Origin of the sequence: Enterococcus gallinarum (assembly GCF_021496385.1) — a bacterium.
GTDB classification, from domain to species: domain Bacteria; phylum Bacillota; class Bacilli; order Lactobacillales; family Enterococcaceae; genus Enterococcus_D; species Enterococcus_D gallinarum.
In genome coordinates, this window is sequence record NZ_CP050816.1 from 1,340,170 (window position 1) to 1,352,627 (window position 12,458).

The following is a 12,458-nucleotide window of genomic DNA, read 5'->3' on the forward strand; positions in this document are numbered from 1 at the left end:
AAAATTCAGGACTTGCGTATAGATTACGCAGGTCCTGAATTTTTTTTGGTCTCAAGAGGAAGTGTGATCGTAAATGTTGAGCCAGCCCCTGGGAAGCTGTCAACTGTGATAGTGCCGCCTAACAGTTTCGTATAATCTTTAACGATGGCTAGTCCTAAGCCGGTTCCTCCTGAATTACGCGTACGAGCTTTATCTACGCGATAAAAACGTTCAAAGATCCGAACTTGATCTTCTCGATCTATACCGATCCCTTGGTCACGAACTGAAAGCTGTAATTGTTTTGCTCGATACGAATAGTCAACTTGGATGGTCCCTTGTGATTTGGAATAATTGACTGCATTTTCAATCAAATTTTTTAAGATTGGTTGCAGTAGCTCTCTTTTTGAGATGAAAATCAACTCTTCGGGACCATTGATGATAAAGGACAACTGTTTTTCTCGTGCAATTGGTTCATAGGAGCGGATGATTTGCTCAATCAATGCTCGAAGGTTGATTTCTTGTGCGGTGTAATCAAATGAATGACTATCTTTGGATAGGAGAATAATCTCTTGAATCAAATTTTCTAGACGATAGGCATCTTTTTGGATGATTTTAAGGAACGAAACCAATGTTTCTCGATCTTCTAAGGCACCATCCAATAATGTTTCCGTAAAACCAATCAAAGAAGTGACTGGCGTTTTCAATTCATGAGAAACATTACCGACGAAATCTTTTTGCATTTTTTCTAATTGACGCACCCGAGTCAGATCATAAGAGATCCCTAACAACTCATTTTCATTAAAGAGACGCAATGTTACATCAAGAACTCGCGGATGATCATCACTCAAAGCAATTTCTTCTTGTAAAGAAGGGGTCTGCTCGTTCATGTGATAAATTAATTGAATCAACTGTGTATCATGAATCACTTCAGTGAATGGTTGTGGCAATTGAGGCAATGCTTCGATCCCTAGCTGCTCTTGCATGGTAGGGTTCAGCAATAACAATCGGTCATCCTGATCAATGATAAAAACCCCGATCATCAGTTCATTCAACAGGCCATACAATTGTTGCTCAGAAGCGGCATAAGCTTGATAGGTTCGACTCATTTGTTCACTCAATTGATTAATCGTCTGGTATAAGTCATCATGCTCAGGTGTTTCTTGCATAATGATCGCCTGTTGATCAGGAGAAGAAATCATTTTTTTTAGAACAGGCAAAATAGTCTGCACAGGACGATTTCTTTGACGTAACGCATGAAACGTCAAAAAGCTGACAAATAAACAAAATAGGAGATAAACGAAAAAGATCGAACGCTGAATGGTTTGGCTTTTAGCAAAAAAAGGTGCCGTTGGTTCAGCGATCCGCAAAATTTGCTGCAAGTTGCCATCTTCTTTGACAGGGATCGCAACATACAGCAATTCTTCATTCAATGTATCACTTTTTCGCAAAGACTGGCCCAGATTACTACCTTTTAAGACTGCCTGCACTTCAGGCCGGTTGGCTCTGCTTTCTTTTAAAGACGAATCGTAAGTATCGTAGATGATCCGCCCATCCTTGTCCAATAAAGTGATCCGGCTGGAACTATCCTGTACATAGGCATCAGCAAATTGTTGCAATGTCGCTGGTTGATTATCAGAAAGGTTCAAGAAAATCGCCGCTTTTTCTTCCAAGAAGTCTACTTGTTGGGCAATCACTTGCTGGCGATAGAAGCTGCTAAGAAACTGCCAGCAGATGATAAACAGTACGGCTAATAGCAGACTCCATAGGCCATAGCCAAAGCGTTTCATGAATGAGGCTCCTGAAATTTATAGCCAAATCCGCGAACTGTTACTAAATACTCGGGATGTTTCGGGTCACGTTCCAGCTTTTCGCGTAAATGACTGATATGCACATCAACGATTCGGCTTTGGCCATCAAAGTCAAAATTCCAAATGCGATTCAGCAGCGTATCGCGGTCGATCACACGGCCTTTCCGTTTCATGAAGTATATTAGCAGTTCAAACTCTTTTGGAGTCAGAAAAATCTTTTCTCCCTTGACGCTTACTTGGTAATTGGTCAAGTCTGCTAAAATGTCACCAATTTGCAACATTTCTGCTGGCTGATCCGAAAGATCTGCAGTGCCTCGCGGTTCCAACCGTCTAAAGATTGCTTTCATCCGAGCAAGCACTTCTCTAGGGCTAAAGGGCTTGGTCAAATAATCATCTGCTCCGATTTCAAGCCCAAGAATCCGATCAATCGGATCATCTTTAGCGGTTAAAACTAAAATAGGGGTCTCGATTTTTTCTTGTCGTAGTTTCTTGGTGATTTCGATACCGTCCATTTGCGGCAACATCACATCTAAGATAATGAAGTCAAAATCTTCAGATAGTGCCAGATCAACCCCCATTTTACCGTCGACAGCCGAAACGACTTGGTATCCTTCTTTTTCTAAATTGAATGTAAGTAAAGTAACGATAGATGGTTCATCATCTACCACGAGAATTTTTTTCATCATGAACTCCTTTCTTAACAAAGGAACAATCATTTTACGTTGTTCTAGCTATATTTTAGCATGAATAAAGAATTGGTACTATTGTCTACCACAAATAAATGCTATAATAAAGGACGATTTGAGAAGAAAGCTGAGGGTGTTCGATGATTGGAATCAGTGCATGTTTAGGTGGGGTCATGTGCCGCTATGACGGGCAGCATCAAGCGGTTGCTCAACTGGTTGAACTCGTTCAAACTGGTCAAGCAGTGATGGTCTGTCCAGAAGTCCTTGGCGGGTTGCCAATTCCTCGTGAGCCAGCAGAAATTGTTGGTGGGGACGGTAGAGATGTTTGGTCACAAAAAGCCAAAGTCATTACTGTCACTGGAGAAGATGTCTCAGAACAATTTATGATCGGCGCAAAGCTTGCCTATCAAAAATTACGCGATCTTGGGATCACGCAACTGATCTTAAAAGAAAAAAGTCCTTCTTGCGGCAGTCGGATTGTTTACGACGGCAATTTTTCAGGAGTCAAAAAAGAAGGTGTTGGTGTCGCCAGTGCTTATTTTCAACAACAAGGAATGACCGTGCTGTCGGATGTCGACTGGCTTGCTGAGCAGGAGGAAAATAATGGAGATTGAAAAAACCAATCGAATGAACGCGTTGTTTGAATTTTATTCTACACTGTTAACTGAGAAGCAGATGAATTATATGGAATTGTATTATGCAGATGACTTCTCATTAGGTGAGATTGCAGAAGAATACCATGTAAGTCGGCAAGCAGTGTATGATAATATCAAACGAACGGAAAAAATTCTTGAAGATTATGAAAAAAAACTACACATGTTTTCGGATTATATGATGCGGGAAGACTTGTTGGAGCAATTATCTGAGTACACCAAGACGCACTATCCCAAAGATGAGACATTGCGCTCGTTGATCGAAGAGATCCAAGAAATCGAAGAATAAAGGAATGAAAAAAAGATGGCATTTGAAAGTTTAACAGAACGCCTACAGCAGGCGATGAGCAAACTGCGTAAGAAAGGGAAAGTTTCTGAAGCAGATGTAAAAGAAATGATGCGGGAGATTCGTTTGGCTTTATTAGAAGCCGACGTTAATTTACAAGTAGTCAAGGAATTTACCAAAAATGTTCGTGAACGTGCAGTTGGAGCAGAAGTCTTAGACAGCTTATCTCCCGCGCAACAAATCGTCAAGATCGTTGATGAGGAACTGACCAAAACATTAGGTTCTGAAACAGTTGGTATTGAGAAATCACCAAAAATCCCGACTGTTATTATGATGGCTGGTCTGCAAGGGGCCGGTAAAACGACATTTGCTGGGAAATTAGCCAACCATTTGATCAAGACAGAAAATGCGCGGCCGTTGATGATCGCAGGAGACGTGTACCGTCCAGCAGCGATCGATCAGCTGAAAGTTTTAGGCCAACAATTAGATGTACCAGTTTTTGATATGGGAACCGATGTCAGTCCTGTTGAGATCGTTCGTCAAGGGATGGCATTGGCAAGAGAAAAGAAAAATGATTATGTCCTAATCGATACTGCCGGTCGTTTACACATCGATGAAACATTGATGGATGAATTGAAGCAGATCAAAGAGTTAGCACAGCCGAATGAAATCCTCTTAGTCGTTGATGCGATGACTGGACAAGATGCCGTGAATGTCGCCGACAGCTTCAATCAACAATTAGGTATTACTGGGGTCGTTATTACGAAACTAGATGGGGATACTCGTGGGGGTGCTGCGCTTTCCATTCGACAAGTGACTGGTGCGCCAATCAAATTTACCGGTACTGGGGAAAAACTGACAGACTTAGAAGTCTTTCACCCTGATCGGATGTCCAGCCGTATTTTAGGTATGGGAGACATGTTGACGCTGATCGAAAAAGCCCAACAAGATTACGACGAGAAAAAAGCAGAAGAATTAGCGCAAAAAATGAAAGAAAATTCCTTCGACTTCAATGACTTTGTTGAGCAGATCGACCAAGTGATGGGCATGGGACCTATCGAAGATCTTTTGAAGATGATTCCAGGAATGAGTCAAATGCCAGGTATCGAAAACGTCAAAGTCGATCCGAAACAAATCGCGCGTCAAAAAGCGATGGTCTATTCAATGACGCCTGCAGAACGGGAGAATCCTGATTTGCTGAATCCAAGTCGTCGTCGTCGGATCGCAGCGGGGTCTGGAAATAGCGTGGTCGAAGTCAATCGGATGATCAAACAATTCAAAGAATCCCGAAAAATGATGCAACAAATGACCAAAGGAAATATGAATATCCCGGGTATGGATCAAATGTTTGGCGGCGGTGTTAAAGGAAAATTAGGTAAAATGGCCATGAACCGAATGGTCAAAAAACAAAAGAAGAAAAAGAAAAAACGTAAATAATTAACTGAAATAAGCAAGCAGCCGTTATGCTGATCACCATGAAAAGTATCGAAAAGATTCCAGGATCATTTCTGATACCAGAAGATGGTTTGGTCGACAACGGTTGCTTTTTTCGTTTGCGGTCTTCTGTTCGTCAGTTGCTTGTTTGGAAAAGGGAATACCTATCAGTTGGATCGATAGCTGAAACGTAATATAGCGACCTTTGAACATGTATCGGCTGAGCAAGGATAGATTGTTTAACTAGCTGATCCAAGTAGATTCATTAAGTACTTGAACGCGTTGCAAGGCAAAATATTCGTGCTTTAGACGGATAGATGCTACTATTTATTTATAGTAATTGAAAGGAGCAAGTGACGATGACAAACAAAGATCGAGTTGAAGGTAAAATTACTGAAACAAAAGGGAAAGTTACGGGCGATGACTCCGAAGAATTAAAAGGGAAAACCCAAAACGAATACGGTAAAGTGAAAGATAAAGTAGAAGACTTTGCAGATGACGTTTCTCGCAAAGTGAATCATTTCTTTGATAAACATGACGATAAAGATAAGCCTAACCGCTAATTTAACTGAAACAACCGTTAACGATTTCGTTAACGGTTGTTTTTTTCTTTTAAAAAGGAAGACTGTCAAAGAAGTGCTAGCTGACAGTCCGGTTATTCATAAAGCGACGAGCATGCCACCATTTTTTGATTGCTTTCGGATAAACCAATAGGAAGCTGACTACAAGACAGACCACTAAGTAAATACAAATCGAAACGATAGTTCTCGTTTGAGAGAAGTCGTCATAATAGAGTTGGACCAGCAACCAATTCATATTGATCAAGTAGAACCAAGTACCAATGGCCATCACTAAAAAGACGGGCAATCGAAAGGCGGGAACCGTCAGATAGTCGCCGTCATTTTCTAAGGAGATGCGGGCAAACACTTCTTGAGCAGCAGCAATCAACAACAAGGATAGGAGTAGTGTGGCGAAGACTGCCCACCAATTGACTGGTAAGCCATTGGGCCAGTCATTCCAAAGATTGTTCAATACTAAGTGCCCCCCTTTTCCATAGAAGAAAAAGCTCAGAAATTCTTGCAGATTATAGTAAAAACTGTAAAAACCGCTCATCAAGAAAAAAATCAAAACGATCGTTAATGGACCGAAAAAGAGATTGCCCAAAAGCACCCCTAATAAGGATCCGATGGCTGTCACTGCCAAATTTCCTACAAACGTACCAACACCAGATGCGAATAGATCTGATAGCGGAATTTGGAAATATTCGGAGGGAATCATCAAGTAGCGAATGCAAATATTGCTCAAAATACCAATGATTAAAGCGAAACTGACCGGTGCAAATAAGAAAACCGCTTTTTGACGGAAAATCTGTCGTTTTTTAAACGGCAATGAGAATAAAAAACGATTGAAATTTGTCTTTTGATCAATGAAAAAACTAAGAAAACCAAAAACAAACAATAATGGAAGAATAAAATAAGCGCCTGAGGTATTGAAATTAGCAATATACGTATCCTGTCCATCACTTTCTGGTACCGGCCTATTATAAATGAGCAAGTTTTCATCCTTGTATTCATCGATCGATGAGTAATAGACTGGTTTTTCTCCGTTATAGTCCTTAATATAGTAATCAGGATGCTCTTGGAAATCTTTCTTGAATTCTTCTGAATCAAAATAGTTCTTTTGATTGTGCCAAGAACGTTGGGTATCCCAGCCCATTCCTGCATAAATCAAAACCAAGATCAGACAAAAGCCAAGCAACAGTTTGCCATATCGCTGGCAATAAATTTGTTTTAACATTTTCTTTCACCTCTAACCTTTCAACAAGGATTCTTGACTCAAATTGGCTTCAAATAAATCTTCCAAGGTCAATGGGAGTTCTTCAAAGAGCAACGGCTCTAGTTGCCGGATCTGTTCTTCTAATGCCGCGTCGTATTCTTCGAACAAAGCAACAATCACCCGCCCTTGACGATTGATCAATTTCGAATGCTGTTTGATCATTGGCGGTACCTGTTTCCCACGAAAGACGAATTGAATTTTACGGGCATTTTCCCGCATCGTTTCTAACCGATAATCTTTAGCGATTGTTCTTCCTTTGATTAAAAGGGCTCGGTCGATAATGTTCTCAAGCTCATTTAGATTATGAGAAGCGATGATGGCTGTGCGATTAGATTCACTCAAGTTTTCTAACAAAAGGCCAATGACCTTTTTGCGTACAATAATATCTAAACCGTCAAAAGGTTCGTCCAATAGCAAGTAATCGGCATTTGAAGCAATGGCTAAGATCATTTTATACAATCCTTGCATGCCTTTAGACATTCGGCGATACGAATGGCCAAGCGGCAATCCATTGCTCTGCATCAGCTCAAGATAAAGGTTTTGATTAAAGTGGGAATAAGCGAGACGATAAAAGGCATTGATTTTTTTCAATGAATACGCCGCTAAAAAGTTCTCTTTTTCATCGATATAAAATAAGTTTTCCTTTAGTTGTGGCTTCTGAGCCAATGATTGACCATCAATCATGATTTCGCCGCCGTCTAAAGCGTACTGTCCTGAGAGTGTACGGAAAAGCGTGGTTTTTCCAGAGCCGTTGCGCCCAATCAAGCCAACGATTTCATTTTTGCGCAATGAAAATGTAACATCTTCTAGAATAGTAGTCCCTTCAATTTTCTTTGTAACGCCTTCTAGGTTCATTTATTGATCCCTCCCAGTTCTTCTTCAAAAACAGTGACCCAAGCAGTGATTTCTTGGATGCTGATCTGCAAATGTCCTGCCTCGATCACTAATTCTTTCAATCGTTCTTTTAATTGTTGGATGCGCCGCTCGTCGCGTGGAACACTATCCAGTGCTTTGACAAACGTTCCTTTGCCTTTGATGGTGATCAAGACCTGCTCATTTTCTAATATTTTGTAGGCCTTGCTGACGGTATTTGGATTCATCAACAAGCGTTTGGCCATCTCACGAACCGAAGGAATTTGATCACCCGGTCTCAAAACACCATGCAAGATGTCTTCTTTGATGCTCAATATCAGCTGCTCGTAATAAGGTTTGCTGCTTGTCTTGTTGATCATGACCATGTACTCAGCCCCTTTCATTTATGTGTACTAGTATACGTAGTACACTATCAAAAGTAAAGAACTTTTGCTAAAATAAGACAAAAAGGAGGAGTGACTATGACTCGTTGTGGTTGGGCAACAAGTAGTCCCGCAATGCAAGAGTACCATGATCATGTCTGGGGGAAACCGGAGTATGATGATCAGCAGTTGTTTCGTAAGTTGGTTTTAGATATGAATCAAGCAGGGCTGAGTTGGCAAACGATTTTGAACAAGATGGCAAATTTTGATCAAGCATATGATCACTTTGATATTGAGACAGTAGCCAATTACTCGGAGGAGAAAATTCTAGCACTGATGGATGATCCCGGTATTATTCGTAATCGCAGAAAAATAGAAGCGGCAGTTCATAATGCACAACTCGTATTAGCGATTCAGCAAGAAATCGGCAGTTTTTCTGATTTTTTATGGCGTTATGTCGACCATCGACCCGTCATCAATCATTTTCAAACACAATCAGAAGTACCCACCCATTCACCAATTTCTGATCGCTTGGCGAAAGATTTGAAAGCCCGTGGCTTTAAGTTTGTAGGAACGACGACAATCTATGCATTCATGGAAGCTGTAGGAATGGTTAACGATCACCTGACAAGCTGTATCTGTTACGAGGAACGTTAGAAAGAAGACGAGAAAAATCGAGGAGGAGTCATATATGGGAAAACTGGTTTTTTATGGCGCTATCAGTTTAGATGGCTATTTAGCTGGAGCAAAGGATCAATTGGACTGGTTGTTGGAGACCGATACGGGGACAAGTACTACGTATGAGAAATTTTTTGAAACGATTGATGCAACAGTGATGGGCCGTAAGACGTACGAAGAAGCCAAAAAAATGTTGGCGACGGAGAAGCTCTATCCAGAAAAAGAAAATTATGTGTTTTCCCGTCAGATGCAGACCGATTTAACGGACGCAGTAGTTGTGGATCAAGACCCGGTTGCTTTTTTATCACAATTGAAAAAAGAGAAAACGGTTTGGTTGGTTGGCGGTGGAAAGTTATTGCACCCTTTATTGGAAGCAGATCTGATTGATGAATGGTATGTACAGATCGCTCCTGTGTTATTAGGAACAGGCAAGCGCTTGTTTGAGCCAGGAGAGTATACTACTCGTTTACAATTCGTGGATATGACGCAAATGGGTGAACTCGTAGAGATCCACTATCAACGGAAATAGATGGCTTGCTTTCTGAGTTTCTCTTTTTCTGTGTTGCAGATACTTCCTTATGATTCACTCAGAGTTTACATTGAACCATCCAGCAAAAAAACGCACACTCACTGGTTTCCCTTATGGGATAGATCAGTGAGTGTGCGTTTCTTATCTGACTGTCACAAAATCGTGACCGGTTTTTAGTTGTAACGGTTAAACAAGTCGATGTAGTTGTCAACGATTGTTTGGAAGAAGTTGACGGTATCTTCTTTGATCGTATTGTTTTCATCGATCAAGTTCATGATTCCACCGATATAAGCTTCTGGTTGTTGCAAAGTCGGCATATCTAAGAATACCAATGATTGACGCAGGTGATGGTTCGCACCAAAACCAGCGATCGCACCTGGTGAAACACTTACGACTAAAGCAGGTTTCCCGCTCCAGCTGCTTGCTCCATAAGGACGTGAACCGACATCCAAGGCATTTTTCAATGCTGCTGGTACAGAACGATTGTACTCTGGTGTAAAGAAGAATACACCGTCCACACTTTGCAATTCATTACGGAATGTTGTCCATTCAGTAGGCACTTCGCCTTCTACTTCCAAGTCTTCATTATAAAATGGGAGATTGCCGATTTCTAAAAAGACAGCTTCGAAACCTTCTGGCAATAATTCTGCAAATTTCTTCGCTACCAGCTTGTTATAAGAGCCTTCGCGTAAACTACCAACGATAAAACCAATTTTTTTTGTCATGTTGAATTCCTCCTCATATCTTTTACATGTTTTATCTTACCAAAAGTAAGTAAAACTGACAAATAAAAAGCATTTGCCTAAAAAATCCAGTCATAAAGCGATCTCTCAGCTATAATGACTGTCTCTCTCTAATGATACGCGTTGCAGGAAAATCTGGCAAAAGATAACCTATAGAAGAAAGAAACAGAAAAAAAGAGACTGTAAAGAAAAAACTCTTTACACCGTCAGTAAAACCTGTTAAACTAGCTCTTGTGATTAAAACAATGGAGGTGTAAATAATGGCAGTAAAAATTCGTTTAAAACGCATGGGTTCTAAAAAGAAACCTTTTTACCGTATTGTCGTAGCAGATTCACGTTCTCCTCGTGACGGACGTTTCATCGAAACAGTAGGTACTTACAATCCTTTGCAAGACCCAGCTGAAGTGACAATCAAAGAAGATTTGATTCTTGATTGGTTATCAAAAGGTGCGCAACCTTCTGATACAGTACGCAATATTCTTTCAAAAGAAGGCGTAATGAAAAAACACCACGAAGCTAAATTCACTAAGAAATAAGGTGACGACGGATGAATGATTTGCAAGAATTAGTCTTAACGATCGTTTCACCATTAGTGACCAAACCTGAGGAGATCCAGCTTGATGTGGTTGAATCAGAAGATTTCTTTGAATATAATCTTACAGTTGCTCCGGAAGATATCGGACGAATCATTGGTAAACAAGGTCGGGTGGCTAAAGCAATCCGGACGATCGTTTACGGGGTTCGCACCAACGGCCCCAAAAAGGTCCGTTTAAATATCATTGATGGAAAGTAATTGATCGCATCACTCATTGAGTGATGCTTTTTTTCTATCCTGTTAGTTCATGCTCAAGACCTATGACAGATCGGCTGATTTTTGAGATAATAAAAAAAAGGAGGCGGGAGTATGTCACAAGTGATTGCATGGATCCTATTTATTTTTGTTTTGATCTTTATTTATAAAGTGGGGTCATTTATCTGGCGCACATTAGGCGTATTGTTTTTGCTATTTTTACTATGGATCTATCGGGATGTCATCTTTACACAAGTTAGTCAATGGACACGAGATTTCCGCTGGGACCAACTACCAACTTATTTGGACCAAGGAATTCAATGGGTAAAAGACGGCTGGCAAGCCTTGCAAAGCTGGATTTCGAATAGGATTAGCTAGGAACAGGAGACAAGCAAAGTTGTTTGTCTTTTTATTTTGGAAAAGGTATGCTCTATAAAAAGGGGGAAATCATCATGAAAAAAGAAATAGGTCTCCTAGTGACAGTATTGGCCATTGGGGCATTAGCAGGATGCGACACGAAAAATAATACGGATAAGTCTGAGTCAACCCATTCAAGCACTCATACTAGTACAACCATTTCTTCTGAAAGCAGTAGCAGTAGTAGTGAGGCAGCCTCCAGCAGTGCCGCGCAAACTTCAAGTAAGACAGTTACCCAAGCAGGAACACTGGATCAGTTGTCAGCTGCTTTTCCGCAGGATCGCTTGCCATCAGAGGTGGCGCTGACGGAGCAAAAGACCTTGAATGCTGCAACCGACGAAGGGGCAGATCAACTCTCTATCCTCTATTATCAGTTAAATGATCAACGAGAATTGAATGATCCATCATTGAACAATGAGACACCAATCGCTAGCTACAAAAATGCTGCTTACGAAAATGAAGACCAAGCGGCGGAGGCTGTACATGCGAACCTTGATGAAGGCGGACAGGCGGTCGATCTAGGACATAACATCACTGGTCATATGCAAGGTGCAGCTGGTTCCAGTTATCTAAGTTGGCAAGAAGGCAATTGGAACTTGACGGTACGAGCAGTCAATCAAGAAAATCAAGATCCCGTGCCAGTAGCAAAAAAAATCGTGGCCTATTTAGAAGAAGCTATGCTGCCCGCTCCAGGAATTGGTCAAATCACCATTGATATGGGAAAATCAGATTACACGGCTAACAGCGTTTCTTGGCAAGACGGTAAGATCACTTATACCTTGCAACATCAAGATCCTTTATCCGCATTGAAAATGGCTGTCTCAATGAATCAATAAAAGAGCCAATCTAACGTGTAGGAGGAAGTCATGCAAATTACGTATTTATCTGATCCTCAAGAAAAGAAACAGATCGCACAAACCATTCTGGCTGATTTGCCGGAATGGTTCGGTCTGCCTGAAAGCACTGCCGATTATATTGAAAAAAGTGCCTATCAAGAAATGATCGTAGTAGAAAACAAAGGTTTTTTGACCCTTGTAAAAACAAGTCCAGCGACTGCTGAGATCTATGTTATGGGCGTATTGAAAGCCGATCACCATCAAGGAATCGGCAGCCAATTGATCCAAGAAGCCATCCGTTGGTGCCAACGAGAAAGTATGGCCTTTTTACAGGTTAAGACATTGGCAGAGACGCATCCAGACCAATATTATCAGCGTACACGAAACTTTTATCGATCTATGGGATTCTTGCCAGTGGAAACTTTTCCCACCCTTTGGGGAGCGGAAAATCCATGCTTGTTGATGATCCAAGCAGTTCCTCCTCGGGAAAACACTAGAATTCCTTAACTGCCCATGCTAAAATGAGAAGGATTATAAAGGAAATGAGG

17 protein-coding genes are annotated in these 12,458 nt (G+C 41.0%); 11 read left to right on the plus strand and 6 right to left on the minus strand.

Annotation, left to right across the window (positions count from 1 at the left end):
• Window positions 1–23 precede the first annotated feature (23 nt).
• Entirely contained in the window at window positions 24–1,766 is a 1,743-nt protein-coding gene (gene pnpS / locus HED61_RS06415; protein WP_003127673.1) for a two-component system histidine kinase PnpS, read from the minus strand.
• A complete protein-coding gene (locus HED61_RS06420) occupies window positions 1,763–2,470 on the minus strand; it encodes a response regulator transcription factor (protein WP_003127674.1) in 708 nt (235 codons plus the stop codon). Before HED61_RS06420 ends, pnpS begins: the two co-directional genes overlap by 4 nt.
• A gap of 143 nt (window positions 2,471–2,613) precedes the next feature.
• Here HED61_RS06420 and HED61_RS06425 point away from each other — a divergent pair, with 143 nt between their 5' ends.
• The 4 genes from HED61_RS06425 (at window position 2,614) to HED61_RS06440 (ending at window position 5,409) form a co-directional block, all read left to right on the plus strand.
• A complete protein-coding gene (locus HED61_RS06425; RefSeq protein ID WP_103300919.1) occupies window positions 2,614–3,087 on the plus strand; it encodes a DUF523 domain-containing protein in 474 nt (157 codons plus the stop codon).
• Window positions 3,077–3,415, plus strand: a complete 339-nt coding sequence (locus HED61_RS06430) for a putative DNA-binding protein (protein WP_003127676.1) — start codon at window positions 3,077–3,079, stop codon at window positions 3,413–3,415. Before HED61_RS06425 ends, HED61_RS06430 begins: the two co-directional genes overlap by 11 nt.
• Window positions 3,416–3,430: 15 nt before the next feature.
• Complete coding sequence (gene ffh / locus HED61_RS06435) at window positions 3,431–4,849, plus strand: signal recognition particle protein (protein ID WP_003127677.1); 1,419 nt, start codon at window positions 3,431–3,433, stop codon at window positions 4,847–4,849.
• Window positions 4,850–5,205: 356 nt separating this feature from the next.
• A complete protein-coding gene (locus HED61_RS06440; RefSeq protein ID WP_096710927.1) occupies window positions 5,206–5,409 on the plus strand; it encodes a CsbD family protein in 204 nt (67 codons plus the stop codon).
• Between the two features lie 76 nt (window positions 5,410–5,485).
• Here HED61_RS06440 and HED61_RS06445 read toward each other — a convergent pair whose 3' ends face one another.
• Genes HED61_RS06445 through HED61_RS06455 form a run of 3 tightly spaced genes read right to left on the minus strand, consistent with a single transcriptional unit; the run spans window position 5,486 to window position 7,920 of the window.
• The gene (locus HED61_RS06445) at window positions 5,486–6,643 is read right to left on the minus strand and encodes an ABC-2 transporter permease (RefSeq protein ID WP_219645621.1); all 1,158 of its coding nucleotides are present in this window, start codon (window positions 6,641–6,643) and stop codon (window positions 5,486–5,488) included.
• A gap of 12 nt (window positions 6,644–6,655) precedes the next feature.
• Window positions 6,656–7,537 carry an ABC transporter ATP-binding protein gene (locus tag HED61_RS06450; protein WP_005471930.1) on the minus strand — a complete coding sequence of 294 codons (882 nt, stop codon included), beginning with the start codon at window positions 7,535–7,537 and terminating at the stop codon, window positions 6,656–6,658.
• Complete coding sequence (locus HED61_RS06455; protein WP_003127681.1) at window positions 7,534–7,920, minus strand: GntR family transcriptional regulator; 387 nt, start codon at window positions 7,918–7,920, stop codon at window positions 7,534–7,536. The genes HED61_RS06450 and HED61_RS06455 overlap by 4 nt, the downstream gene beginning before the upstream one ends.
• 96 nt (window positions 7,921–8,016) lie before the next feature.
• On the opposite strand from HED61_RS06455, the gene HED61_RS06460 reads away from it, so the two are divergent.
• A complete protein-coding gene (locus HED61_RS06460; protein WP_156248143.1) occupies window positions 8,017–8,574 on the plus strand; it encodes a DNA-3-methyladenine glycosylase I in 558 nt (185 codons plus the stop codon).
• 34 nt (window positions 8,575–8,608) lie between these two features.
• Entirely contained in the window at window positions 8,609–9,124 is a 516-nt protein-coding gene (locus HED61_RS06465; protein ID WP_219645620.1) for a dihydrofolate reductase family protein, read from the plus strand.
• A 173-nt stretch (window positions 9,125–9,297) separates the two neighbouring features.
• Here the strand turns inward: HED61_RS06465 and HED61_RS06470 are convergent, their stop codons facing one another.
• Window positions 9,298–9,849 carry an NADPH-dependent FMN reductase gene (locus tag HED61_RS06470; protein WP_219645619.1) on the minus strand — a complete coding sequence of 184 codons (552 nt, stop codon included), beginning with the start codon at window positions 9,847–9,849 and terminating at the stop codon, window positions 9,298–9,300.
• Between the two features lie 278 nt (window positions 9,850–10,127).
• Here HED61_RS06470 and rpsP point away from each other — a divergent pair, with 278 nt between their 5' ends.
• The 5 genes from rpsP (at window position 10,128) to HED61_RS06495 (ending at window position 12,417) form a co-directional block, all read left to right on the plus strand.
• A complete protein-coding gene (gene rpsP / locus HED61_RS06475; RefSeq protein WP_003127685.1) occupies window positions 10,128–10,403 on the plus strand; it encodes a 30S ribosomal protein S16 in 276 nt (91 codons plus the stop codon).
• A gap of 11 nt (window positions 10,404–10,414) precedes the next feature.
• Entirely contained in the window at window positions 10,415–10,660 is a 246-nt protein-coding gene (locus HED61_RS06480) for a KH domain-containing protein (protein WP_003127686.1), read from the plus strand.
• A gap of 111 nt (window positions 10,661–10,771) precedes the next feature.
• Window positions 10,772–11,035 (plus strand): hypothetical protein, encoded by a 264-nt coding sequence (locus HED61_RS06485; protein WP_081131250.1) that lies wholly within the window; start codon window positions 10,772–10,774, stop codon window positions 11,033–11,035.
• Between the two features lie 74 nt (window positions 11,036–11,109).
• Window positions 11,110–11,910 carry a hypothetical protein gene (locus HED61_RS06490; RefSeq protein ID WP_219645618.1) on the plus strand — a complete coding sequence of 267 codons (801 nt, stop codon included), beginning with the start codon at window positions 11,110–11,112 and terminating at the stop codon, window positions 11,908–11,910.
• A 30-nt stretch (window positions 11,911–11,940) separates the two neighbouring features.
• Window positions 11,941–12,417 carry a GNAT family N-acetyltransferase gene (locus HED61_RS06495; protein WP_081131251.1) on the plus strand — a complete coding sequence of 159 codons (477 nt, stop codon included), beginning with the start codon at window positions 11,941–11,943 and terminating at the stop codon, window positions 12,415–12,417.
• Window positions 12,418–12,458: the final 41 nt, after the last annotated feature.

Coding starts and splice junctions, on each gene's coding strand:
- pnpS (WP_003127673.1), bottom strand. CDS start 1,766: ATGAAACGCTTTGGCTATGGCCTATGGAGTCTGCTATTAGCCGTACTG.
- HED61_RS06420 (WP_003127674.1), bottom strand. CDS start 2,470: ATGAAAAAAATTCTCGTGGTAGATGATGAACCATCTATCGTTACTTTA.
- HED61_RS06425 (WP_103300919.1), top strand. CDS start 2,614: ATGATTGGAATCAGTGCATGTTTAGGTGGGGTCATGTGCCGCTATGAC.
- HED61_RS06430 (WP_003127676.1), top strand. CDS start 3,077: ATGGAGATTGAAAAAACCAATCGAATGAACGCGTTGTTTGAATTTTAT.
- ffh (WP_003127677.1), top strand. CDS start 3,431: ATGGCATTTGAAAGTTTAACAGAACGCCTACAGCAGGCGATGAGCAAA.
- HED61_RS06440 (WP_096710927.1), top strand. CDS start 5,206: ATGACAAACAAAGATCGAGTTGAAGGTAAAATTACTGAAACAAAAGGG.
- HED61_RS06445 (WP_219645621.1), bottom strand. CDS start 6,643: ATGTTAAAACAAATTTATTGCCAGCGATATGGCAAACTGTTGCTTGGC.
- HED61_RS06450 (WP_005471930.1), bottom strand. CDS start 7,537: ATGAACCTAGAAGGCGTTACAAAGAAAATTGAAGGGACTACTATTCTA.
- HED61_RS06455 (WP_003127681.1), bottom strand. CDS start 7,920: ATGGTCATGATCAACAAGACAAGCAGCAAACCTTATTACGAGCAGCTG.
- HED61_RS06460 (WP_156248143.1), top strand. CDS start 8,017: ATGACTCGTTGTGGTTGGGCAACAAGTAGTCCCGCAATGCAAGAGTAC.
- HED61_RS06465 (WP_219645620.1), top strand. CDS start 8,609: ATGGGAAAACTGGTTTTTTATGGCGCTATCAGTTTAGATGGCTATTTA.
- HED61_RS06470 (WP_219645619.1), bottom strand. CDS start 9,849: ATGACAAAAAAAATTGGTTTTATCGTTGGTAGTTTACGCGAAGGCTCT.
- rpsP (WP_003127685.1), top strand. CDS start 10,128: ATGGCAGTAAAAATTCGTTTAAAACGCATGGGTTCTAAAAAGAAACCT.
- HED61_RS06480 (WP_003127686.1), top strand. CDS start 10,415: ATGAATGATTTGCAAGAATTAGTCTTAACGATCGTTTCACCATTAGTG.
- HED61_RS06485 (WP_081131250.1), top strand. CDS start 10,772: ATGTCACAAGTGATTGCATGGATCCTATTTATTTTTGTTTTGATCTTT.
- HED61_RS06490 (WP_219645618.1), top strand. CDS start 11,110: ATGAAAAAAGAAATAGGTCTCCTAGTGACAGTATTGGCCATTGGGGCA.
- HED61_RS06495 (WP_081131251.1), top strand. CDS start 11,941: ATGCAAATTACGTATTTATCTGATCCTCAAGAAAAGAAACAGATCGCA.